The sequence below is a fragment of the Mucilaginibacter sp. FW306-07-L genome (genome assembly GCF_058782065.1).
In genome coordinates this window covers 1,093,482-1,117,043 of record NZ_JBYSXI010000001.1, presented here as the reverse complement: position 1 = coordinate 1,117,043, position 23,562 = coordinate 1,093,482, and the positions used below count along the sequence as shown (strand labels likewise).

Sequence of the window (23,562 nt, the reverse complement as noted above, 5' to 3'; positions counted from 1 at the left end):
CGCTTGATCGTCTTTACAGTATATACATGAAAAAAACACTTCTTCCCCTGCTCTTTGTTATTGTACTTAGCGCAGACCCTTATTTTTACCAGGCTGTTAAAACGCTCACCAATAACACCTTTATACTTAACTTTTATTGGTTTATTGACCTGCTGCTGATTGCCGGTTTGATTTACGTACGCACCATGCGCCGCCCCGGTAATGCCATGCCCAAACTCGCCTCCGCATTGATGACGTTTTTTATGATAGCGGTTATACCAAAGGTGTTTGCCATGCCGGTATTGTTGCTGGAGGATCTGACCCGGCTTTTCCAGGGATTTCCGCCGCGTTCAGTATGGGTGAGTGAACTGGCCGTGGCCGTAGCCGCTATACCCTTTTTCGGGTTGATCTACGGGCTTACCGGCGGCAGGCATAGGTACACCGTTCATCGTGAAACGCTTTATTTTAATGATCTGCCACCTGCTTTTGATGGCTTTACCTTAACCCAGTTGTCGGATGTTCATTCCGGGAGTTTTACCAGTGCTGAGGGTGTTGAAAAAGGTGTCAATATGGTGAATGCCCAGCAAAGCGACCTGATCGTATTCACCGGTGATCTGGTAAATAACCAGGCTACTGAAATGGATAGGTGGATACCCGTTTTTGCCCGCCTCAAGGCGGCTTATGGCAAATATTCAGTTTTAGGCAATCATGATTATGGTGATTACATACAATGGGAAAGCGAGGCAGCCAAGCGCAACAATCTTACCCGACTAAAAGAAGTGCACCACGATATTGGCTTCCGCCTGTTGCTGAATGAGAGTGTATCTATACAAAAAGACGGGCAGCAAATAGCACTCATCGGTGTTGAGAACTGGGGTAAGGGCGGCTTTCATAAATATGGCGATCTGGCCAAAGCAACCCAAAACGTACCTGACGATGCCTTTAAGATACTCTTATCTCATGATCCATCTCATTGGGACGCGGTTACGCTTTCGCATCCGCAGCATATCCATCTTACACTTGCCGGGCATACGCATGGCGCGCAATTTGGCATTGAACTTTTTGGCTTTAAGTGGAGCCCCATAAAGTATGTTTATGAACAATGGGCGGGTTTATATAAAAAGCTGGGCAGCTATTTATATGTAAACCGCGGCTTCGGCTTTTTAGGCTTAAAGGGCCGTGTAGGTATCTGGCCTGAAATTACGGTGATCACCCTGAAAACGGCAACACACTAAACCAAGCCCGTTGCTTCGGCAATACGGCAGGCTTCCATGGCGTTGCTTACGTTTAGCTTTTGAAATATATTTTGCCGGTGCCTGTTAACCGTATGTATGCTGAGCGATAGTTTACCGGCTATCTCCTTGCTGCGGTGCCCATACTTTATCAGTTGGATGATCTCCTTTTCGCGCGGCGACAAAAATTCGGTTATTTTGTCTTGCCCGTTATTAATAACCGCCCCGGTACGTGTGTTGATGATCAGGCCATCAGGTGCATCAAACCCCGGATAGTCAAAAATGATATTATACAGGCAAAGTGCAAACCAAATGCTGCCATCAGCATAACTGCTGATGTATATTACCCGGTGTTTAAGCGTTAAATTCTTCCCCTCGCCTATTATTACCCGAAGCCTGGTAATAATTTCGTAACCGTCCCGGTCGGCAACGCTTAATGAATTAAGATGCTGAAAAAAGCGCAGCTCAAGCCGGTATTTTTTTTGCAGGTCTTCTGTGTGGATAAGGCTTAACAGTTCATCTTCCCAAATGGTGTTAACCTCTGCCTCCTGCTGTTTTAAGCCCAGTTTTTCGGCCATAGCACCATAGCAGATATAGCTTTTTCGTGATTTCAAATCACTCAGCACACTGATGCCGTTTTCCAGGCCGGTGTACAAGCGGGCTATTTGCCGGGCACTATCCAATGGCGATGGCGGCTGCGCATCGGTATCAAATGGTTGCGATAATAATTTTATGTCCAGTAATTCGCGGATGTTATCCATATTAGTAATGGTTATAAATCGCCATTTAACACTTTTAAAACGCTTAATAACTTTACGAACATACAAAAGCCCAATGGTTAATTAACCGGGCATTAATTAAAAACAAATGAAAAAAACATTTATCGCCATAGTTATGCTTTTTTGCGCCGGCCAGATTAAAGCGCAAAGCCTTGAAAAAATGACCTGGTTTAATGAGCCTGAACGCTGGGAAATAAAAAATAACAGCCTTATTATGCAGGTAACACCCAAAAGCGATTACTGGCGTATATCCCACTATGGCTTTACCGTTGATGATGCGCCCTTTTATTACAGCACTTATGGTGGTGAGTTTGAGGCCAAGGTAAAATTAACCGGGGCGTACAAGGCCCGGTTTGACCAAATGGGGCTGATGATCAGAACCGATCATGAAAACTATATTAAAACAGGCGTTGAGTTTGTAGATGGCAAATTTAATGTAAGTACAGTGGTAACACATACCAAAAGCGACTGGAGCGTTACAACCCTTGAAAAGGTGCCGCCGTTTATATGGATAAAAGTGGTGCGCAGACTGGATGCCCTGGAGATATTTTACTCGCTTGATGATAAAACCTATATAATGACCCGCAATGCACCGCTAAAAGATAACGCGCCGGTAATGGTTGGCCTAATGGCGGCCTGCCCGGATGGCAATGGCTTTGAAGCTAAATTTGAAAACTTTACCGTAAAGCACCTACCCGATCAACGCAGGCTGGAATGGCTTAAAAATCATCAGTAAGAAAAAACAACGGGCATTGTATCGGCTTGTCCGTAACAGCCCGTTATTATGTCCAAATAACACCCGCTGTTAATGGTAATTGAATAATAGATTTGTTAGGTAATCAAATTATTTACCGTGTTATAAATCACCATTAAAATGAGAAAGCAAACCGCCTGGCTGTTATTAATCTTATTAAGCCTTGTTGCTTACCAAAGCGACGCGCAACAGAAAAAAGCCAATCAACAAAAAAGTGTACCTGCCGCACAGTTAACCGCCAAACCAAAGCTGCTTAAGCCCGAAGAAAGAAGCAAAGCCATTAAGTTTTTAAAGCAAACGGCCGCTGATGTTTATAACGCGGTGAAGGCTTTAAGCAGCGCGCAGTTAACCTTTAAGCCCGCTGCCGATAAGTGGAGTATAGAAGAATGCGTTAAACACATCGCATCGTCCGAAAAAAACCTGTGGGCGATGGTTGAAGCATCATTAAAACAACCCGCTAACCCTGAAAAAAGAGCCGATATTAAAGCTACTGACGAAATGCTGATCAAGGGCGTTGAAGACCGCTCGCATAAAGCTAAAACCTTTGCAGCACTTGAACCGGCTAACGCGCCATACGCAAATACGGAGGCCGCGCTGAAAGCATTTCAGGAAGACCGGGATAAACTGGTAGCTTTTATTGACACTACAAATGAAGACCTGCGCAACCATGTATCGGCATTACCTATGGGTACCTATGATGCTTATCAGTTAATTATGCTGATATCCGCCCATACCGAGCGACACGTAAAACAGATCGAGGAAGTAAAGGCCGATCCGAATTATCCAAAAAATTAATGCGTTTAATGTAATACAACTTAAAGTTAAAGAGGCCATTTTTCATATATTTACCATACTTATGAAAAAAGGCCTTATCAACCTGCTGCTGCTTTGCTTATGTCATTCGGCATTTGCACAACAGCCCGGCAAACATCTTCCGCTCACCATTCAGGGTAAAATAACCAATACCACTGAAAAGATGATGAAGATTTTTTTTGAGGATGAAAACGGTTTGATGACCATTGATACGATCAAACTTAACGATGCCGGCGAATTTAATTTTAAAACCTACCACATTTCGCGCCCGCAGCGTACCAGCATTCAGCAAAACAGCTTACAGATAAACAAGATTTACGTTGCGCCCGGTTATAACCTAACCATAACCGGCGATGCTACAGATTTCCTCACTCTGCTTAAAACAAAAAGGATAAGCGGTACAGGAGCCATAACAAACAGCTATCGCCAAAAGATAGACTCGATCATGGTTGCCCGGAATGACCGTACGGAATGGTATGAGTTGAAACTGGATGACTTGCTGCGGTTCATAAAAAAGCAAAAAGCGCTTAATGATTCTGTAGCCAATGCGGTATTCATTAAAAACAGGCAAGGAGATAAATACGCGGCCACATTTAAAAAAATGGTTGATATAGATAATCAAAGCATGGCCTTTTACATGCTGCTGCAACACCTGGAAATGGGTAAATATACAGCCCGGCAAATGGTTGATATAGCAAAGCTAAACACGCCGCCTATATTTGCTAACAGCATCTCGCACGATGAATACCTGATTGCCGAAGATTATACGAGCTGGATAATGCCAGTTTATTTAACTTATATAAAAAAGGTGGATAAATTAAATGATTCAACCTTAGTAAAACAGCCCGACTATTTATTTAACGCTGTTAATAAATACTATACCGGCGAGGTAAAACAACGCTACCTGCATTATGCCGTTACCTCAGGCATTAACCGGGCAAGCTCTATAGAGCAATTAAACTGGGTAAAAAAAGACCTTAAACCTTTTGTTGACGCGGTTCAAATTGCCGCGCTGAAGAAAGACATCAGCACTAACTTTTACGAAAAGGAAAAGCAGTTGATGCAAATACAAATAGGTAAACCCGCCCCGGCTTTTACCTTACCAAGCGACAAGGGTAAAACCTACAGCCTCAGCGATTTTAAAGGTAAAGTTATTTATATAGACCTATGGGCAAGCTGGTGCGCCCCTTGCCGTGCGGAAATGCCAAACTTTCAAAAATTGGCAGACAAGTACAAAAACGACCCCAATATAGCTTTTGTGAGCATAGCGGTATTTGATGGCGACCGAGAATGGCGTAAAGCCCTCGCCACAGAAAAACCAACCTGGCTGCAACTTTATGACCGTGGCGGCTTTGTAGCCGGTGCATACGTGGCCAATGCCATCCCCAAATACATCCTGATTGATAAAAATGGCAACGTTGTAAATTACAATGCGCCGGGCCCGGGCACTAACGAGATCAGCGGATTAATAGATCAGGAGATCGGTAAATAATTAGTTATTTGCGCAGGCTTTACTAAACTTTTATGATGCCCCGCTTTTACGCCCTCTTTTTGCTGATCCTTATAACCAGCATTTGCCTGATGTAATCTCTGGTCATCAGCAGCTCGTTTTGTTACTTAACAATCGTATTCACAGTTGTGATATGAGCAAACAAGGCATCTCACGTTGAGTATATATGATACCTGATTATTCAATCCCACTATCTTTTTAGGCTTATTGATACAAAACAAAACACTGTTTATCAATCAGTTAATCCTGGTTAACATTTGTGTTATCAATATTAACAATATTTGTACCCGCTTATTTCAAAGCAGCCTAAATTCAACCACTGTAAATGGCCGTAAGTAACTAACCAGCTTACCATTTATATAACCCAATATTATAAACCAATTTTCCTAATAACATAACTGCTATGGTAAAAAACTTTACTTAAATATTTTGCTGTGCTGAAAATCTCAGCGATCAGTTGTTACTTAAACCGACAATTGATCATCCCGGCTGCTCTGCATGTGCGAGCTAATCCACTATCCATTTACTAACCATTTAACTTTTGTAAAAACCTTCGGCAAAGCCCGAACAGGTATTATGCCTGCTATTACCTATCTATTTATGCGTAACAGCGTACGCATTTTAAAAATCCGCTTATCCAATAAACCTAATTAAATAACCATGCGACAAATTTTACGAAGATTACTAACGCTGTGCTTGTTTACCTGCGCCTGTGCAACGGCATTTGCACAAAACCGGGTAGTAACAGGCGCAGTTACTGACCAAAATGGAGAAGTGCTTCCCGGAGCTACCGTTTCAGTAACCGGAACTACTGTTTCTGTTGCCACTAACCAGGTAGGCGTATACTCTATCAATGTACCTGCGGGCAGCAGCAGCTTAACTTTTTCATTTTTGGGAATGGAAAAGCAACAAGTTTCTATTAATGGCAAAACAAGCCTAAGCGTAGTGCTCAAACCATCGGCAACTACGTTAGAAGAGGTTGTGGTAAAAACAGCTTATGGCAGCGCTAAAAAGGCCAACTTATCAAGCGCGCAAACTTCTATTTCGGCCAAGGAGCTTAACCGTACGGTAAACACTACTATAGAACAAGCGCTGCAAGGACGTTCGGCAGGCGTGTATGTAACGCAAAACACCGGGCAGCCGGGTGGCGGCATGTCTATCAACATACGTGGGGTGAGCACAATTAACGGCGCTACAGACCCATTGTATGTTATTGATGATATACAGATAGCCCCTACGCAGATAGGTTTCGGTCCGCAAAGCTCTACCAACCCGTTAGCCGGTATCAACCCTAATGATATTGAGGATGTACAGGTATTGCAAGGCCCGGCCGCAACATCATTATACGGCTCACGCGCCACCAACGGTGTTGTGCTGATCACTACCAAAAGAGGCAAGGCCGGCGATATCAAAATAGCATATAATTATCAATACGGTTTACAAACCTCGCCAAAACATCTGGATGTAATGGATCTAAGGCAGTATGCACAGATGGTTAAAGAGTACCACGCCATTGCCGGCGGCGAAACACCACTTGAGTTTTTAGACCCCTCATTGCTGGGAAAAGGTACTGACTGGCAGGGCGAACTGTTTAACAACAGCGCGCGCCAAAACCATACACTAAGTTTAAGCGGCGGTACCGAAAAAACCAAATACTTTTTGTCCGGCGATTACCTTAACCAAAAAGGGGTTGCCGAAGGCTCAGACTTTAAAAGGTATTCGGCACGCTTAAATATGGATAGCAAGGCAAAAGAATGGTTAACCTTAGGCGCTGACCTTAACTTTAGCCAGACCAAAGAAATTTTAACCACCAGCCAGGAGAATATCATTTCTAACGGGTTACAATTAACACCACAAATACCGGTTAAAAATGTAGATGGCTCCTGGGGCGGCGGCGACCTTAATAACGGTGCTAACCAGTTTGCGCCTGTTAACCCTATCGCTATAGCTAATTTACTAACTAATAATTATTTACGCCGTGAGTTCCGTAGCAGCTTAAGGGCGGATATAAAAATCTTACCTGAATTACATTTCAAAACATCGTTAACCAACTATGTTAACTATTACGAATCGCAATATTATATGCCCACTTATAAAATTGGCTGGGCCGAAAATGCGACCGCATCCTTTTCAAACGGAAATGGATCATTCGCCAACATGGTTTGGAACCAGTTATTAGAATACAATAAAAGCTTCGCGAAGCATAACTTTAATTTGATCGCAAGTCATGAATCACAATCTAACGTATCTAAAAGTTTGTCAGGACGCCGTACAGGCTTCTTAACTAATGATATATTTGATTTAGAGGCCGGTGATCCGCTAACTGCCAGTAATAACGGAGGCTCCGGGCATTGGAATCTGGAATCATACCTGGCAAGGCTTAACTATAATTACAACGACAGGTACCTTGTAACCGCTGCTATACGTGCTGATGGTTCATCAAATTTCGGTTCAGAAAATCGCTGGGGCTACTTTCCATCAGTATCTGGAGCATGGCGGATAACTAATGAAAGTTTTTGGAATATATCTGCCATCAACGAATTAAAACTAAGGGTTGAAACAGGTGTAACCGGTAACCAAGGTGGTAATCCGTTAGCTATATATTCGCCTTTGGCCTCTGGTGCAACACCAACAACTACCGGTTTTTTACCAAGAAGCTACGCAAATACAAACCTTAAATGGGAAGAAACCCGTACCGACAATATAGGTATCAATATAGGTTTACTTAAAGACCGCATAACTATTGAGGCAGATTATTATGAAAAAAAAACCAGCAATTTGTTAATGAAGTTGGCGTTGCCATGGTACATGGGTTCAAATGGAACAGGAGCTGTAGAACCACCTGATTATAATACCGGTTCATTATCAAATAAAGGCTGGGGTATCACCATAAATACAACAAATATTACTAACAAGAATTTTACCTGGAATACAAACTTTAACATATCTCATTTTAATACCAAGATCACAAAGTTAAATAGTGACAAAGCATCCATCACCCGTGTGTCATGGTGGTTAGATAACTGGACTCAAAGATCAGTAGTAGGCACAGCTCCATGGTTGTTCCAGGGATATGTTGAGGAAGGCATATTCCAATCTGTTGATGAAATTAACAAAAGCGCTGTACCTGTTGACAACAATGGCAACAGGCTGCCCACTGCCGATGTAAACGGCGTTTGGGTAGGCGATGTTAAGTACAAGGATATTAATGGCGATGGCAAGATTGATGTAGATGATATTACCAACATCGGCAATCCATGGCCTAAGCTTTACGCGGGTTTTACCAACAACTTCTCATACAAAAACTTTAACCTTAGCGTGCTTTTAACCGCCGCTTACGGTAACGATGTTTATAATTACCTGGCCAGGGTAAACTCAAACCCAAACAATATTAACCTGAGCCGTAACCTGCTGGTTACCGCTATGAATTATGCCCGCCCTGTAAATAACCCTGATGGTACAGCATCCCTTGCCAACCCGGGTACAAACGTTGCCAGGATATCATTCGGGCCAAACGGCAACTATGCCCGTATTACCGACAAATGGGTAGAGGACGGATCATTTATCAGGCTGAAGAACGTAACCCTCTCCTACAACGTACCGGCCGCGTTTTTAGCTAAACAAAAAGTTGTACGTGGTGCAAGGTTAGCGTTTGGTGTACAAAACCTGGCCACCATAACCGGCTATAAAGGCTTAGACCCTGAAGTAGGCTCGTACGTTGGCCGCGATGCTTCGGCTTCCAACCAGGCTATCGGGCTTGATAATGGGCGCTATCCGCTAACGCCGTTCTATACATTCAGTTTTGGAATTGACCTATAAGAATTAAAGAGATGAAGATCAATAAGAATAAGATTTTTTGGGGCTTGTTGCTAATCCCCGTTATGATGCTCTCGGCATGTAAAAAAAGCTTTTTAGAAAAGCTGCCAACTGATGCTATAGTTGATGCCAGCTTTTATAAAACAGACGACCAGGTGCTGGCAGGTACAGGCCTGCTGTATAGCAAGGTTTGGTTTGATTATAATGATAAGGCCTCCTATAACCTGGGCGATTTTAGGGCAGGTACAGCATTTTCGGCTTATAACGATAAAGGGAACGTATTATTCAACACCACCGGAGATAATCCTGAAAACTCAGCCGCATGGCGGGCCTTTTTTATTGTTGTGGCCCAATCAAACCTAACCAGGCAAAACATTGAAACCTACGCCGGCGAAGGCGTGTCACCGGCAATTAAAAAGCACGCTATCGCTGAAACACGTTTTATGCGCGCGCTGGCTTACCGCTTTTTAGTAATGAACTGGGGCGAAGTGCCCGTTATAGAAAATAACAGCAAACTATTTTTAGATACCAGCTTACGCAAAAATACGGTGCCCAGCGTGTGGAAATTCATAATTAATGATATGCGCGCCGCCGCTAATGATTTAACCGCCACACCTATACGCCCGGGCCGGGTAACCAAATGGGCTGCCGAAGCTATGCTGGCACGTTTTTACCTGAACAGGGCCGGTGTGGGCAGCAATGGCGCAGGCCAACGCAACCAATCAGACCTTGACAGTGCCAAGTATTTTGCCGACAGGGTGATTAAACAAGGCGGTTATGCCTTATTACCCAATTATGCCAATTTGTTTTTATTCCCTTACGATAATAATAGCGAATCTATATTTTCACTTCAGTGGGTATTTTCACCGGGTGCATGGGGTACACAAAACTCTCCCCCTGCTTACCTCGCTTACAGTGGCGATATTGCCAACGGCGATGGCTGGGGCGGCGATAAAAGCGCTACCTGGTGGATGATGAAACAGTACGATGGTTTCACCGTAAATGCCGCCGACAATGAAATTAAAGGCCGCACGCTCGATCAGCGGCTTAAAGCTACGTTCATGCTGCCGGGCGCTTCGTATCCTGAGATCACCCAGGCTATAACCGGTGGTGAGCAAAAACTGGTATTTCCTTTTACCGGTAGTGATAATAACTTTTTATCTATCAAAAAATATGTAACCGGCAAAGCCAAGGACGTTGGTGGCCAGGCCGCTCAACAATACTATGGGCACGATACCTACATGATGCGTTTGGCCGAAATGTATCTGATTTATGCTGAAGCTGAATTAGGCAACAATACATCGACCAATGATGTGATAGCCAGGGAATATTTTAACAAGGTGCACATGCGGTCGGGCCTGCCTGAGTTTGAAGACCCGCTTACTTTGGATGTGATATTTAAAGAACGTACGGTAGAATTCGCGATGGAAGGCATGGCCTGGTATGACCTAGTGAGCATGCATTATTACAATGCGCAAAAAGCATACGACATTCTTAATGCCCAGGACAGGGGCCTATTTTTCACCGCGCCTAACCAGTTCCCTAACCCAACCCAATGGACAATGACCAAAACCCCATGGGCCACTACCGATAGGGTAATTAACGCTAACAGCGGCAACTTTTTGCTACCCATACCATCACCTGAGTTAGACCAGGCACCAAACCTAAAGAAACCCGCGGTTGATTACTACGCGCAATAACATTGTTTATCAAAATAAATATGGAGATGAAAAATATATTAAAAACATTACTCATACTCGTGGCAGGCGTGCTTACCATGAGTATATACTCCTCCTGCTCAAAAAAGGATAGCAGCGAGGGAGGCACCCCTACCATCAGCTATATTCGCATAACTGATCCAAATTCGTCCGATTCGCTGCTGGTATCGGCAGGCCAGGGCAACTTGATCGCGATAGTAGGTACCAACCTGCAAAACGCGCGCGAAATTTGGTTTAATGACAGGAAAGCCGTTGTAACTACCACTTATGTAACCAACACATCTATACTGGTGAGTGTACCAAGTGAGATACCGGTTGACATCAGCAATAAGATAAAGATCCTGTTTTCGGACGGAAAAATGCTTGAACACAGTTTTACGGTTGATATTGCCGAGCCGGCTATCTCCTACATGGATTGTGAATATGTACCAACCGGTGAAGTAGCCACCATTAACGGTAATTACTTTTATGAACCATTGACCGTAACTTTTACCGGTGGTGTTGAAGGTGAAATTGAATCGGTAACAGATGCTGTTATTAAAGTGCGTGTTCCGGCCGGCGCGCAACCGGGCCCTATCACTATCAAAAATAATTTTGGCGAAACCAGGTCTGACCTGTATTTCAGGGATAACCGTAACATTATACTCAGCAGTGATCCGTTTACCGGCTGGTGGAATTCTTCGTTCGTTGTTACATCGCCGGGCCCTGATGACCCGATAGCGATCAACGGTAATTACATCCGTGTAAAACGTGTAATTGGAGCATGGGGATGGACAGAAGCAGCCGGTGGCCCGCCGGATGCCATGGGTCCTATCAGTAAAAATATACCGGACGAAGCCATCTTAAAACCTGAGGATTATGAACTCAAATTTGAGGTAAATACAGTAAAACCGTATAATAACAACACCATCAGGTTTAACTTCGGCCTCGCAAAAGATTTTTATACTGATGCTTACTTATGGAATCCGCCTATTGATACCAAGGGAAAATGGCAAACCATTACCATACCTTTTGATGAATTTACTGAAAACTTCCCAGCCCCGCTAACGGTAAATCCTAATGGCTATTACACCCGCATACTTTTTCTTGGCCCTGGCGAACTGGATGCCGATATATCTTTCGACAATTTCAGGGTAGTACCAAAAATCAATAAGGACTGATACTTTTTAAAACGAATAAATAATATGAAATTAACCTATCATAAACCATTGCTTACATTGTTAACCGGCTTTATGCTGCTTATCACCATGGCGATGTCATGTAAAAACACGGATAACGAGGTAGACTCGGGCAAGGTTGAATTGTTAAGCTTCGGCCCTGCCGGTGTTAAGCACGGTGAGCAGATACGCTTTATTGGTAAAAACCTGAATAAGGTTACCGAAATAGCGCTTCCGGGTGCTTCGGTCTCCAGTTCGGCATTTGTTGAGCAATCGGCAGATCTGATCGTGATCACTGTACCGCAAGAAACTGAAAAAGGCTTTGTAACCTTAAAAACTGCCGATGGCGATATCACCTCAAAAACCGAGATACAGTTTGAGGTACCGGTAACCATAACATCAGTACCCGCAACCGCACACGCCGGAGACAACATTACAATAACCGGCGATTTTGTGAACTGGGTAACCGGTGTACAATTTGCTCCCGATACACTGGTTGAAAATTTTGTAAGCAAATCATTAACAGAAATTGTTGTTAAGGTGCCTGTTGATGCCGCAACCGGTAAAGTGGTATTTTATACCGGCGGCACAAAACCACTTGTAATTGAATCAGAGGCGGAACTGGTTATTTTACCCTGATTAAGTACAGGTTAATAATTGTGTATACTATAGGCCCGCTGCAATAAATATTGCAGCGGGCCTCTTTTTTGAGGCTTATTTGTTGTGCCATAATACATTTAAACATTGATTGTAAGATGTATTTGATAGATTTGGGTACCGATTTTAATGAAGCCTGATTTTTTAAAATACCTGCTTATACTATGGTTATGCTCAAGCTATGCTTTTGCGCAAAACAACCAATACGCATTTTCGCACATTAATGTTAATACCGGGCTATCACACAATAGTGTAACAACTTTTTTAAAAGATAGCCGTGGCTTTTTATGGATAGGTACACAAAACGGCCTTAACCGCTATGATGGCAATACGTTTAAGTTGTACCAGCATGATGCCAGCGATCCTAAGTCAATAAGCGACAATTTTATACTTAACATTTATGAGGCACCCGGCGATAAATTCTGGATAAAAACACAGTCGGGCTATAGTATTTACGATCAGTTAACCGAAAGCTTTAGTGAAGATGTTGGTGCTTACCTGAAACCCTATGGCGTGCCTGATTACCGTGTATTAAAAATAGCAAAGGGAGCCAACGGTAACTTTTACTTTCTCCATGCTGTTGAAGGGCTTTTTGTTTATAACTCATCAACAAAAAAAACAAGAAGCTACCCGCACATTCAGGGCAACCCGGCTTCGTTGTATTCCATTAACGTGGTTGATATGTACCCTGACTCCAAGGGGAATATTTGGCTTGTTTACAATAACGGCGCTATTGACAGGTTTGATCCGCGTACAGGGAAGGTAACCTATCGGTCATTAGCCATAGCTAATGCGCTTCAGCGTAAAGCTTATCAGTTTTACAAGATATTTGTTGATGCTCAGGATGATGTATGGTTTTTTTCAGGCCCTATCGGTACATTTTATTTAAACCCTGTAGATAACATAGTTAAACACTTTTATAAGGATGCGCCCGGGCATAGCCTGAATGCCAATATTGTAAATAGCGTAATGCAGGACAATAAAGGCAAAATATGGGTTGCTACAGATCCGGGCGGAATTAACATGATTGATAAAGCTGATTTTACCATCAGCTACCTGTTAAAAAAAGAAAATGATGATAAAAGTTTAAGCCAAAACAGTTTAACAGAGCTTTATAAAGATAATTCGGGCACTATATGGATAGGCACCTACAAAAAAGGGCTCAACTTTTATCACGAAAATATTATTAAGTTCCCTTTATACAGGCACAACCCTTTACAGCCAAATACGGTAAGTTACGATGATGTAAATGCTTTTGCCGAGGACAATAAAGGCAATATATGGATCGGTAGTAACGGCGGCGGGTTAATATATTACGACAGGAAATCCGGGAAATTTACCACCTATTTACACAGTAAAACCAACCCCAACAGCCTAACCAGCAATGTAATAGTGAGCCTGGCCATTGATCATGAACAAAAGCTTTGGATAGGCACTTATTTTGGCGGGCTTGATTGCTTTGACGGTAAAACATTTACCCACTATAAGCACAATGATGCCGACCCTTACAGCCTCTCGGATGATCGTGTGTATGAAATAAAAGAAGATCACCTTAACAGACTTTGGGTGGGTACCCTATCAGGTGGGTTAAACATGCTCGGGGCTGACAGAAAAAAGTTTACCATTTACCGGGCGTACCGGCCAAATTCTATTCACTCCGATTATGTATTCAGTATAATAGAAGACCGCAAAAACAATATATGGGTGGGTACTTCTGATGGGATAGACGTAATTGATCCGCAGGGAAAAATAATACATTACAAACACATAAACGGCGACCCTAACAGCCTGGTATATAACAATGTTTACTCCTTACTGGAGGACCGGAACGGCAATATATGCATCGGCACGCGCGAAGGGTTGAACATACTGAACCCAGTAACCAAACTATTAAAACTTTACCGCAAACAGGATGGATTGCCTGATAACAACATCGTATCGCTGGAGGAAGATGCTAAAGGCAACCTTTGGATGGGAACCGCCAATGGGCTGTCTCAAGCCAGGCTTTCGATAACTAACGGCCAATCAAAGCTCAGGTTTATTAATTTTAATGAGCGGGATGGTTTGCAGGGCAGGCAGTTTAATGATGATGCCTCATTAATTACCCGCGAAGGCGAACTGCTTTTTGGGGGCGGCAATGGTTTTAACCTGTTCAACCCAAACAATATTAAACTGAATAAAACAGCACCACCCTTTGTTTTTACCGACTTTCAGTTATTTAACACCAGCATTAAACCAGGTAATGAAATAAATGGAGAGGTGGTTTTATCAAAATTGATTACTGATACCAGGGCGCTTACCCTGAGCTACGATGCAGATTTTTTTTCGGTCGATTTTGCCGCGCTTGATTTTTTAAATCCGGATAACGTAAAATACAGCTATAAAATGCAGGGTTTTGATGACGAATGGGTAATGGCTGATAACAAAGTACGTAAAGCCACATATACCAACCTAAGCCCTGGGGAATACACGTTTATAGCCCGTGCCGAAGCGATTGATAACTCGTGGAATGACCAGGTTATATCCTTAAAAATTAAGGTACTCCCACCCTTTTGGCGAAGCACATTGGCTTACCTGTGTTACCTGGCAATGACGCTGGCTATACTTTTTTACATACGTTACCGAGGTATTAAAAAACTAAAGGCCCGGTTTGCCCTTGAGCAGGAAAGAAAAGAAGCAAACAGGCTACGCGAGCTCGACTCGATGAAGATCAAATTTTTGACCAATGTAAGCCATGAATTTAAAACACCCATATCACTAATTATGGCGCCGGTTGATAAGTTGCTTAAAGACCCGGAGATGAGTGAGCGGGGTAACGACCTGGGTATCATTAAAAAAAACGCGTACAGGCTACTTAACCTGGTTAACCAGCTTTTGGATCTGCGTAAAATGGAAGACCGCGAATTAAAGCTCAACCTAAAAGAAGGCGACATCATCGCATTTATTAAAAATATAGCTTATTCGTTTACTGATATTGCCGAACAAAGCCACGTACAGTTTGCATTTGATACCGATACCATTAAGCTCACCACTATTTTTGACCATGATAAAGTTGAGCGTGTGCTGTTAAACCTGCTTTCAAACGCATTCAAATTCACCCCGGCAGGCGGTAATGTAAGTGTATTGCTAAGCAGCGTAACGCATCCTGAAAAAGACGGATTCCGAGTGCTAAAGTTAAACGTTATTGATACCGGCATAGGCATACCTGCTGATAAGGTTGATAAAATATTTGAGCGCTTTTTTCAAAATGATTTGCCGGCCTCGTTAACTAACCAGGGCAATGGTATCGGGCTTTCAATAGCCAAAGAGTTTGTTAAAATGCACAATGGCTTAATATATGTTGAACACGTGGCTAATGGTGGAAGCTGCTTTATAGTTGAGCTGCCTTTACCTGTAAAAGCGGTACAGCTTGCCGGTGTTACACCGGCTGGCATCAGCATAAAAAACACTGGGAAAGACCTTTCAAAAAAAGCGAAGGTTTTACTGGTAGAAGATAATGACGATTTCAGGTATTACCTGAAAGACAACCTGGCCGGGCATTATACTATACTCGAAGCTGTAAACGGTAAGGATGGCTGGCAAAAAGCCCTGGCATTCCACCCGGACCTGATCGTGAGCGACATTAGCATGGCCGAAATGGATGGCTTGCAGCTTTGCGGTAAAATTAAAGCTGACAGTCGCACCTCACACATCCCTATTATATTATTAACCGCTATGCCAAATGAGGAGATGTTGTTAGAAGGTTTAAGCAACGGCGCGAACGACTACTTGATCAAGCCACTTAATTTTGAAGTTCTGCATTCAAAAATCAAGAATTTAATGGCACTGCAAACGGACATTAAAAACAGTAAAAAGATTGATGTTAAGCTAAACGAAAAGGTAATACCATCGGCTGATGGCAAATTTATGGATACAGCCCTGCTTTATATTGAAAGCAACCTGCAAAACCCTAACTTAAACGTTGAAGAACTAAGCAGGCACATGTGCATGAGCAGAGTATCATTATACAAAAAAGTGCTGCTGCTCACGGGTAAAACCCCGGTTGATTTTATACGGTCGATAAGGTTACGGAGAGCCGCCGAGCTATTAACAAAAAGTAAGCTCTCTATTGCGGAGATATCTTACCAGGTAGGGTTTAACACGCCGCACTACTTTGCAAAATCATTTAAAGTGGAGTACGACTTGTTGCCGTCTGATTATATCCAACGCTTTCGTAAGGAAACAAGTCAGTGGCAAGCCTGAGTATGTAAATGAAGCCAAAGATATTTTGGCTTCATTTAACAGTTTTTCAATCAAAGTTTAATACCCGTTTTAACTAAGGACTTTTTAAACTTTGCAGATAATAAGTTATTACTTGTACTCAATTACAAACTCATCAACCGGATTGCGTACTTTTTTCATTGGAGCCAACCAATCTGTTTCATCACGGTAGCCTAAATATAACAGGGTTACGCTTTTTAATCCCAATGATTTAAGGTCAAGCAATTCATCAACCAGGGCATTGTCAAAACCCTCTGCCGGTGTGCTGTCAATCTTTAGTTCGGCAGCTTGGGCGATAGCCATTGAAAACCCGATGTATGACTGCCGGGCAGTATGCACAAAGTTCTCTTCCGGGGTTTCGTTCAAATAAATATTTTTGATCTTATCCGTATAGCTGTTAAATCTCCCTTGTGGCAAGCCCCGTTCGTCAGTAATTCGATCATAAATGGTATCAATCCGCTCAGCGGTATACCTGTCCCAGGCGGCAAATACCAGCACATGCGAGCAATCCACCATTACCTCTTTGTTCAGCGAACTTGGCGCGAGTTTTTCCTTGATCTCCTGACTTGAAACTACCAGCACCCTAAACTGCTGCAAGCCCGAAGATGTAGGTGCCAACCGGGCGGCTTCTACAATTTTATCAATATCTGCCTGGCTTACTTTTTTAGTCGGGTCGTAGTTTTTGGTGGCATAACGCCACTTTAAATCATTTATTAATGACATATTATAACAGTTTTATAAACAGCGGGCCTAAATAACTTTAAGCCCACTGTTGAATTTTTAATTATTGGTAACCGCCAATTTCACTTCAATATTGCCACGGGTGGCATTAGAGTATGGGCACACCTGGTGCGCTTTGGCTACCAGTTCGTTCGCTTTATCCTGGTCAACACCATTAACATTTACGTTAAGTTCAACAGCCAGACCAAAACCTCCGGCATCGCTTTGCCCGATACTTACTTTCGCGGTTACGGTAGTACCACCGGTAGAAACCTGCTCCTGCTTAATTATTAAATTCAGGGCGCTATCAAAACAGGCGGCATAACCTGCCGCGAACAATTGCTCAGGATTGGTATAGTCATCATTGGCACCACCAAGCGCTTTAGGCATTCTAACCTCAAGATCTAATACACCATTACTGCTTTTTACATGGCCATTACGGCCGCCGGTCGCGGTTGCATCCGCGGTATATAATGTTTTCATTTTAATGAATTCTTTACAGATGATAATTATTTTAAACGGGCGATCATTTTTTCGGCAACACTTTCTGACGAGGCCGGATTTTGCCCGGTGATCAATAAACCGTCTTCAACCACGTGTACACCCCAATCTTCCACTTTGCTGTAGTTAGCGCCTAAATTTTGCATTTCGGTTTCCACTAAAAACGGTACTACCTCGGTTAATTTTACGGCTTCTTCTTCCGTATTTGAAAATCCGGTTACGTTTTTACCTTTTACAAAAGGTTCGCCATTTTCAAACTTCACATTTTTAAATGCGCCCGGTGCGTGGCAAACCGCGCCTACCAATTTACCGCTGTTATAAAAATCCAAAATCAGTTGTGCTGATTTAGCATCGTTAGCCAGATCCCAAAGCGGGCCATGCCCTCCCGGATAAAACACAGCATCAAAATCAGACGCGTTCACATCGGCAAGCTTGTGGGTGTGGGCAATAACATCCTGCACCGCGGTATCATTATAATAGCGCTTGGTAGCGTCGGTTTGTGCCGAGGGCGCTTCGCTGTTCGGGTCAATAGGTGCCTGCCCGCCTTTAGGTGTGGCTACTACTACCTCATAACCGGCATCGGTAAATTTATAATACGGAGCGGCAAATTCCTCTACCCAAAAACCTGTTTTGTGGCCTGTATTGCCTAATTCATTGTGCGAGGTAACTACAAATAAAACTTTCATTGTTTAATTTTTTAATGATATAATTATTGATTTTTATTTTTGAGCGCATTGGTACTCCAAAGCGCCCACAGGATAAGGACAGGCTGAAAAAACAACCTTATTAACCTTGCCTTATCGGTATCCAGGCCGAAGGCATCTACTTTATTAATATACTGCGAAATATTTCCCGGAAAGATCAGCACAAAGAAAACAGCTGTAATAATGCCAACCCATTTTTTGTTTTTAACCATAAAAATGAGTGCCAGGCCTAAACTGACCTCTACTACTCCGGACAGTATAACCGTCAGATCAGGGTTAACAGGAAGCCATTTGGGCACCTGCGCTAAAAACTCGGAACGGTTAAACGTAAGGTGGCTTACACCCGCGAAGGCTAAAAAAGCGCCTAATGTAACCCTGGCTATATTTTGTATTTTAGAGGTTCGCATCTGTTTTAATGATTTTATTTAAAAGATTTTTTAGCTGCAATAATTCATCCATAGTAACATCCATACATTTTACCAACTCCATTGGAATATGCTTTGCCCTGTCCTTCATCTGCTTACCATATTCGGTTAAGGAGATGTTTACCACACGCTCGTCTTCGCGGCTTCGGGTTCTGTTCACTATTTGCTTTTGTTCTAACCTTTTTAACAGTGGCGTAAGCGTACCCGTGTCCAGGTATAGTTTATTTCCTAACTGCTGTACGGTTTGCTGTTCATGCTCCCACAGTACCATCAATACTAAATACTGTGGATAAGTAATATCCAATTCGGCCAGTAAGGGCCTGTACAGGTTAGTCAGATTTCGTGAAAAAGCGTACGCCGGGAAACAGATCTGTTTTTCGAGCTTAAGTAAATCTTCCATATATGGTAAACTCCAAAACATCATAAATGTTTTGCACAATATAATTTTGTGCTACATAAATATATTATTACTGAAACTTCCCCTTATTTTAATAATCTTAGGTTTTGCCTTTGCTGCGTTTTATTAATGCCTTAACTTATTACTATAGGAAGCTGATGCTCTTTCAAATAAAGATTGATCCGTTTATTCGGGTGGCTATGGCTAATTCAAATTTAGCCTTTATTATATCTTTGTATTATCTCTGTTCAAGTATGCTACACATCATAGGATCTGCCATTTCTATACTTCTTTCCACACTGCTTTTTACCAAACGTGGACGATCGGCTGCTGATCTGATATTGGCTTTATGGCTACTGCTGATAGCCTGCCATCTGCTGTGCTATTATTTACTGGCATCCAATAAATTTGTAGAATATCCCTACTTGCTGGGTATTGAAATTGCTATGCCTCTTCTTCACGGCCCGTTTTTATATATGTATATCGCATTGGTTGCGAAAAAAAAATCCAGGCCGCTATACGTTTTACTTCATTTTGTACCTGCAATTATTACTTACATCGCTCTATCAAGGTTTTTATTGTTAACACCGGCCGAAAAGATCTTCATTTATCAACATGATGGAATTGGCTACCTTAATCTTTTGTACTTCGTCCATCTTTTAATTTTACCCTCCGGTTTGCTATATATCTCACTTTCAGTTCATCTGTTGTATAGAGTCCGAAAACTACTATCTCATACGGAAAAGGTTAAAGCAAAATGGTTAGCAACACTTCTTGCCGGCATGTGCATAATCTGGATCTCTATTCTACTGGGTAATGATCTGTCTACATTCGCATTAGTAGACCTTTTCATCTTGCTCATTGCATTTTTCGGAATTAAACAGGTTGGATTGTTTACCGATAATACCGTTCCCGCGCTCGCTGCTGCTTTTGAATCTGAATTATTAGTAACAATGCAAGAGCAGCCCAGCCTAACATCCACAATAAAGTATCAAAAGTCAGCAATAGAGCAAGCGCATTTGTTAAATATGCATGCCCAACTTAAACAGATGATGCAAAAAGATAAGTTGTTCAAGAATGCTGATCTAAGCCTGCAAGAACTGGCTATCAAAATGAATATTCATCAAAACACGTTATCTCAGTTAATCAACACCATGGAGAATAAGAGTTTTTATGACTATATCAATGATCTGCGGATTGAAGAGTTTAAGCAAATTTTATTGTTGCCTGCAAACCATAAATTCACCCTACTGGCATTAGCTTATGAAGCCGGCTTTAATTCTAAAACATCATTTAACAGGAATTTTAAAAAGAAAACAGGATCATCACCAACAGCTTACGTAAAAGAGCTGAAAATACACCTGCAAACCCCCGATGTAGTAAAATAACAGGTACCAACTTATAAAGTGGAACGCTTGTAAACCGCTTAATATACAGTTTTGTAAAAATTACCGGTCAAGACCATATAAACCGGCTAATCATCAAAATACAATGCTGACATGAAAAAAATTCTTTGGGTACTATTTGGCTTTTTCGCGATAACTATCGGCTTTTATCCGCTAAAGTATTTTATATTACATGGAAAGGTTGGTATACTGAATGGTAAACCGTTGTGGCTTTTAAGCAGCTTTACCTGGAGCGCCGCATTCTATACACATATTATCGCAGGAGGCCTCGCGCTGCTTGTGGGCTGGATTCAATTTAGCTATAAACTCAGGTTAAAAAACATCAATACCCACCGGCTGATTGGAAAAATCTATGTGGTGTCAGCATTATTAAGCTCTTTTTCGGCCTTTTATATCGCCCTTTTTTCTGATGGCGGCTTATGGGCATCATTAGGTTTTGGTTGTTTGAGTGTGATTTGGTTCTCTACCACCTTTGCTGCTTACCTTACCATCAGAAACAAACAGATTATAAAACATCAGATTTTGATGACCTATAGCTACGCGGCTTGCTTTGCTGCTGTTACACTAAGAGTATGGTTACCTATTTTGATCCTAATCAATGGCAATTACAATAAATCATATCTAATTGTGGCTTGGTTGTCATGGGTACCGAACATGCTCGTAGCTTATTTAATAGTAAAATTTCATACGTCTAACTCCAGGTCAAGCTTAGAAAAAAGAGTCTACAATTAAACCGGATCACGGTTGCTTTCAGTTAATCAGAATTTATTTTAACGGTTTTAAAGTCGCCTCCACTGCTATCACTGTAAACAGCCTGATTTTCCGGATATTCAAATATTAAGTTTTTCAACCATCAGCGAAGCCGGCCTCGTTGTTTATGTACGGCTTAACAGTTGTAGGTAGATATTTCTCGCCGAAAGTATCAAAATTGAAAGAATCATATCTTATTTAACCCAGGTTGCGAAAAACAAACTTATATCAAATAATTATGATGTACGTTATTACAAAAGCAGTATTGTAAAATTTTTGCTATATTAGTTTTTTTGCTTTTCCCTAATGAGTAGTTATATTGGTAAAACGGACGAGGAATTGGTTGTGCTGATGAGAGAAGGCAGTCTGGATGCCTTTAATGAGATTTATAACCGCTACTGGAAACCGCTGCTTGCGAAAGCGGTGGACCGCCTTAAAAGCAAGCAAGATGCCGAAGAGGTTTTACAGGAGCTGTTTGTGAACCTTTGGCGACGTAGAGAACGGATGCAACTACAGTTTACCTTTCGCACCTATATATATGCCGCGTTAAAATATGAGATACTTAATCAGGTAACCAAAAGCCAGATCCGAAAGAACCAGGTAACACTTGAAGATAGCAGCCTTTTACAATTTCTTCGCCATGATGAAAGTTTTTTTTCGATTGAAATAAAAGAATTACAGTCACAGATTGACGCAGAAATAGATAAACTGCCTGAAAAATGCCGTTTGATTTTTAAAATGAGCCGAAATGACGGTCTTAGCGCGAAACAGATTGCCGAAAAACTTGACATTTCTGCACGAACAGTCGAAACACAGATCGGAAAGGCCCTTAAAATTTTAAAGAAAAGCTTTCAGATGCTTACTTTTTTATAATTGCACCTATTAAACAACGTGGTTTTAAACTAAATTAAGTTTTTAGTGATTTTTTTTCAATAGACGTACGTATTACCTCCTATTTTTCACGCTATCTTTTTATAAACAGCTAATCTAAAGATGGCGATCCCTGAAAAAATTAAAATTCTTGTGTTTAAATGGCGCAAAGGCACGCTGACTCCGGCTGAAAAAAAAGAGTTGGATGCCTGGTACAATACTGAAATGCCGGGCGAGATCCATTTTTCGGATGATGATACAGAGGAGTCTTATAAAGAAGCCTTGCTCAGCCGCATACATCATAACATCGGCGAAACAAGCGGCACGCAAATATCCATGATCCCGGGTTGGTTGCGCATTGCCGCCGTGCTGCTGCTTGTGGCAAGTGCTGCTTTAATAACATACCGCTATTCCGTTTCAAAAAAGGATATCCCTTTGCAATCCGTATACACAAAAGCCTCATCCATCAGGCGCGTAGTTTTGCCGGATAGCAGTATTGTATGGTTAAAGGGCAGCAGCTCATTATCGTTCCCTAAAATCTTTGGTAAACGTACCCGCCAGGTTGTATTACATGGCGAGGCTTTGTTTGAAGTGAGCCACCACAGTAACTGGCCGTTCAAAATCAGGTCGGGTAATTTTACTACTACCGTGCTGGGTACCAGTTTCAATATACGTACCGGTAAAAATGATGATGACTACAATATTGATGTATTAACCGGCCGCGTACAAGTAGTACGCACCAAAAAAGGCAAGCAGGATGATGTTTACTATGTTAAAGCCAACCAGTTTTTTAAAGCCGCTGAAAAGAAAGTTGAAACTGTACCGGTAGAAGAGAAACAGGTACAGCGGGCGCTGCTAACAGCCGGAACGACTTACGATATGTACTTCGATAAGGTTCCGTTTGAGGCTATCATGCATCAGTTCGCTTCAAAATTTGATATGGAGTTTGAGGGTTACACCGGCGAATACAAAGCCTGCAATATAACTGCCGATTTAACCGGGCTGCCGATGGAAAAAGCCCTTAAAATTCTTTGTTTATCAATTAATGCAACTTATAAAATAACCGGAAATAAAATCAAATTAACAGGAGGAGGCTGTTTTTAATGAATTGATT

The 23,562-nt window shown here is 42.1% G+C and carries 19 protein-coding genes; 13 read left to right on the top strand and 6 right to left on the bottom strand.

Annotation, left to right across the window (positions count from 1 at the left end):
• Nucleotides 1-26: 26 nt before the first annotated feature.
• Nucleotides 27-1,214 carry a metallophosphoesterase gene (locus AC3WJC_RS05085; protein WP_492397989.1) on the top strand — a complete coding sequence of 396 codons (1,188 nt, stop codon included), beginning with the start codon at nt 27-29 and terminating at the stop codon, nt 1,212-1,214.
• Here the strand turns inward: AC3WJC_RS05085 and AC3WJC_RS05080 are convergent.
• The gene (locus AC3WJC_RS05080) at nt 1,211-1,972 is read right to left on the bottom strand and encodes a response regulator transcription factor (RefSeq protein ID WP_492397988.1); all 762 of its coding nucleotides are present in this window, start codon (nt 1,970-1,972) and stop codon (nt 1,211-1,213) included. The two genes, AC3WJC_RS05085 and AC3WJC_RS05080, sit on opposite strands and share 4 nt — an antisense overlap.
• 106 nt (nt 1,973-2,078) lie before the next feature.
• On the opposite strand from AC3WJC_RS05080, the gene AC3WJC_RS05075 reads away from it, so the two are divergent.
• From AC3WJC_RS05075 to AC3WJC_RS05040, 8 genes are all read left to right on the top strand, one after another.
• Nucleotides 2,079-2,726, top strand: a complete 648-nt coding sequence (locus AC3WJC_RS05075; protein ID WP_492397987.1) for a DUF1349 domain-containing protein — start codon at nt 2,079-2,081, stop codon at nt 2,724-2,726.
• Between the two features lie 138 nt (nt 2,727-2,864).
• Nucleotides 2,865-3,539 (top strand): DinB family protein, encoded by a 675-nt coding sequence (locus AC3WJC_RS05070; protein ID WP_492397986.1) that lies wholly within the window; start codon nt 2,865-2,867, stop codon nt 3,537-3,539.
• 61 nt (nt 3,540-3,600) lie between these two features.
• Nucleotides 3,601-5,049, top strand: a complete 1,449-nt coding sequence (locus AC3WJC_RS05065) for a redoxin family protein (protein ID WP_492397985.1) — start codon at nt 3,601-3,603, stop codon at nt 5,047-5,049.
• Nucleotides 5,050-5,727: 678 nt separating this feature from the next.
• Nucleotides 5,728-8,886 (top strand): SusC/RagA family TonB-linked outer membrane protein, encoded by a 3,159-nt coding sequence (locus AC3WJC_RS05060; RefSeq protein WP_492397984.1) that lies wholly within the window; start codon nt 5,728-5,730, stop codon nt 8,884-8,886.
• Between the two features lie 11 nt (nt 8,887-8,897).
• A complete protein-coding gene (locus tag AC3WJC_RS05055; RefSeq protein ID WP_492397983.1) occupies nt 8,898-10,583 on the top strand; it encodes a RagB/SusD family nutrient uptake outer membrane protein in 1,686 nt (561 codons plus the stop codon).
• A 26-nt stretch (nt 10,584-10,609) separates the two neighbouring features.
• The gene (locus tag AC3WJC_RS05050; protein WP_492397982.1) at nt 10,610-11,761 is read left to right on the top strand and encodes a glycan-binding surface protein; all 1,152 of its coding nucleotides are present in this window, start codon (nt 10,610-10,612) and stop codon (nt 11,759-11,761) included.
• 24 nt (nt 11,762-11,785) lie between these two features.
• The gene (locus tag AC3WJC_RS05045; protein WP_492397981.1) at nt 11,786-12,397 is read left to right on the top strand and encodes a hypothetical protein; all 612 of its coding nucleotides are present in this window, start codon (nt 11,786-11,788) and stop codon (nt 12,395-12,397) included.
• Between the two features lie 147 nt (nt 12,398-12,544).
• Nucleotides 12,545-16,657, top strand: coding sequence for a hybrid sensor histidine kinase/response regulator transcription factor (locus AC3WJC_RS05040; RefSeq protein WP_492397980.1), 4,113 nt, complete (start codon nt 12,545-12,547; stop codon nt 16,655-16,657).
• 108 nt (nt 16,658-16,765) lie between these two features.
• Here AC3WJC_RS05040 and AC3WJC_RS05035 read toward each other — a convergent pair whose 3' ends face one another.
• The 5 genes from AC3WJC_RS05035 to AC3WJC_RS05015 are packed head-to-tail and all read right to left on the bottom strand — an operon-like array spanning nt 16,766 to nt 19,425.
• On the bottom strand, nt 16,766-17,398 hold the full coding sequence (locus tag AC3WJC_RS05035) for an NAD(P)H-dependent oxidoreductase (protein ID WP_492397979.1): 633 nt from the start codon (nt 17,396-17,398) through the stop codon (nt 16,766-16,768).
• A gap of 57 nt (nt 17,399-17,455) precedes the next feature.
• Nucleotides 17,456-17,878, bottom strand: a complete 423-nt coding sequence (locus AC3WJC_RS05030; RefSeq protein ID WP_492397978.1) for an organic hydroperoxide resistance protein — start codon at nt 17,876-17,878, stop codon at nt 17,456-17,458.
• Nucleotides 17,879-17,904: 26 nt separating this feature from the next.
• Nucleotides 17,905-18,582: a type 1 glutamine amidotransferase domain-containing protein gene (locus tag AC3WJC_RS05025; RefSeq protein ID WP_492397977.1), complete on the bottom strand. Its 678-nt coding sequence runs from the start codon at nt 18,580-18,582 to the stop codon at nt 17,905-17,907.
• 23 nt (nt 18,583-18,605) lie between these two features.
• Nucleotides 18,606-19,007, bottom strand: coding sequence for a DoxX family protein (locus AC3WJC_RS05020; RefSeq protein WP_492397976.1), 402 nt, complete (start codon nt 19,005-19,007; stop codon nt 18,606-18,608).
• Complete coding sequence (locus AC3WJC_RS05015) at nt 18,994-19,425, bottom strand: MarR family winged helix-turn-helix transcriptional regulator (protein WP_492397975.1); 432 nt, start codon at nt 19,423-19,425, stop codon at nt 18,994-18,996. Before AC3WJC_RS05015 ends, AC3WJC_RS05020 begins: the two co-directional genes overlap by 14 nt.
• A 155-nt stretch (nt 19,426-19,580) precedes the next feature.
• Here AC3WJC_RS05015 and AC3WJC_RS05010 point away from each other — a divergent pair, with 155 nt between their 5' ends.
• From AC3WJC_RS05010 to AC3WJC_RS04995, 4 genes are all read left to right on the top strand, one after another.
• A complete protein-coding gene (locus tag AC3WJC_RS05010) occupies nt 19,581-20,810 on the top strand; it encodes a helix-turn-helix domain-containing protein (RefSeq protein ID WP_492397974.1) in 1,230 nt (409 codons plus the stop codon).
• 111 nt (nt 20,811-20,921) lie between these two features.
• Nucleotides 20,922-21,560, top strand: coding sequence for a DUF2306 domain-containing protein (locus AC3WJC_RS05005; RefSeq protein WP_492397973.1), 639 nt, complete (start codon nt 20,922-20,924; stop codon nt 21,558-21,560).
• Between the two features lie 324 nt (nt 21,561-21,884).
• The gene (locus tag AC3WJC_RS05000; protein WP_492397972.1) at nt 21,885-22,451 is read left to right on the top strand and encodes an RNA polymerase sigma-70 factor; all 567 of its coding nucleotides are present in this window, start codon (nt 21,885-21,887) and stop codon (nt 22,449-22,451) included.
• Nucleotides 22,452-22,571: 120 nt separating this feature from the next.
• Entirely contained in the window at nt 22,572-23,552 is a 981-nt protein-coding gene (locus AC3WJC_RS04995) for a FecR family protein (protein WP_492397971.1), read from the top strand.
• Nucleotides 23,553-23,562: the final 10 nt, after the last annotated feature.

Coding starts and splice junctions, on each gene's coding strand:
- AC3WJC_RS05085 (WP_492397989.1), top strand. CDS start 27: ATGAAAAAAACACTTCTTCCCCTGCTCTTTGTTATTGTACTTAGCGCA.
- AC3WJC_RS05080 (WP_492397988.1), bottom strand. CDS start 1,972: ATGGATAACATCCGCGAATTACTGGACATAAAATTATTATCGCAACCA.
- AC3WJC_RS05075 (WP_492397987.1), top strand. CDS start 2,079: ATGAAAAAAACATTTATCGCCATAGTTATGCTTTTTTGCGCCGGCCAG.
- AC3WJC_RS05070 (WP_492397986.1), top strand. CDS start 2,865: ATGAGAAAGCAAACCGCCTGGCTGTTATTAATCTTATTAAGCCTTGTT.
- AC3WJC_RS05065 (WP_492397985.1), top strand. CDS start 3,601: ATGAAAAAAGGCCTTATCAACCTGCTGCTGCTTTGCTTATGTCATTCG.
- AC3WJC_RS05060 (WP_492397984.1), top strand. CDS start 5,728: ATGCGACAAATTTTACGAAGATTACTAACGCTGTGCTTGTTTACCTGC.
- AC3WJC_RS05055 (WP_492397983.1), top strand. CDS start 8,898: ATGAAGATCAATAAGAATAAGATTTTTTGGGGCTTGTTGCTAATCCCC.
- AC3WJC_RS05050 (WP_492397982.1), top strand. CDS start 10,610: ATGAAAAATATATTAAAAACATTACTCATACTCGTGGCAGGCGTGCTT.
- AC3WJC_RS05045 (WP_492397981.1), top strand. CDS start 11,786: ATGAAATTAACCTATCATAAACCATTGCTTACATTGTTAACCGGCTTT.
- AC3WJC_RS05040 (WP_492397980.1), top strand. CDS start 12,545: ATGAAGCCTGATTTTTTAAAATACCTGCTTATACTATGGTTATGCTCA.
- AC3WJC_RS05035 (WP_492397979.1), bottom strand. CDS start 17,398: ATGTCATTAATAAATGATTTAAAGTGGCGTTATGCCACCAAAAACTAC.
- AC3WJC_RS05030 (WP_492397978.1), bottom strand. CDS start 17,878: ATGAAAACATTATATACCGCGGATGCAACCGCGACCGGCGGCCGTAAT.
- AC3WJC_RS05025 (WP_492397977.1), bottom strand. CDS start 18,582: ATGAAAGTTTTATTTGTAGTTACCTCGCACAATGAATTAGGCAATACA.
- AC3WJC_RS05020 (WP_492397976.1), bottom strand. CDS start 19,007: ATGCGAACCTCTAAAATACAAAATATAGCCAGGGTTACATTAGGCGCT.
- AC3WJC_RS05015 (WP_492397975.1), bottom strand. CDS start 19,425: ATGGAAGATTTACTTAAGCTCGAAAAACAGATCTGTTTCCCGGCGTAC.
- AC3WJC_RS05010 (WP_492397974.1), top strand. CDS start 19,581: ATGCTCTTTCAAATAAAGATTGATCCGTTTATTCGGGTGGCTATGGCT.
- AC3WJC_RS05005 (WP_492397973.1), top strand. CDS start 20,922: ATGAAAAAAATTCTTTGGGTACTATTTGGCTTTTTCGCGATAACTATC.
- AC3WJC_RS05000 (WP_492397972.1), top strand. CDS start 21,885: ATGAGTAGTTATATTGGTAAAACGGACGAGGAATTGGTTGTGCTGATG.
- AC3WJC_RS04995 (WP_492397971.1), top strand. CDS start 22,572: ATGGCGATCCCTGAAAAAATTAAAATTCTTGTGTTTAAATGGCGCAAA.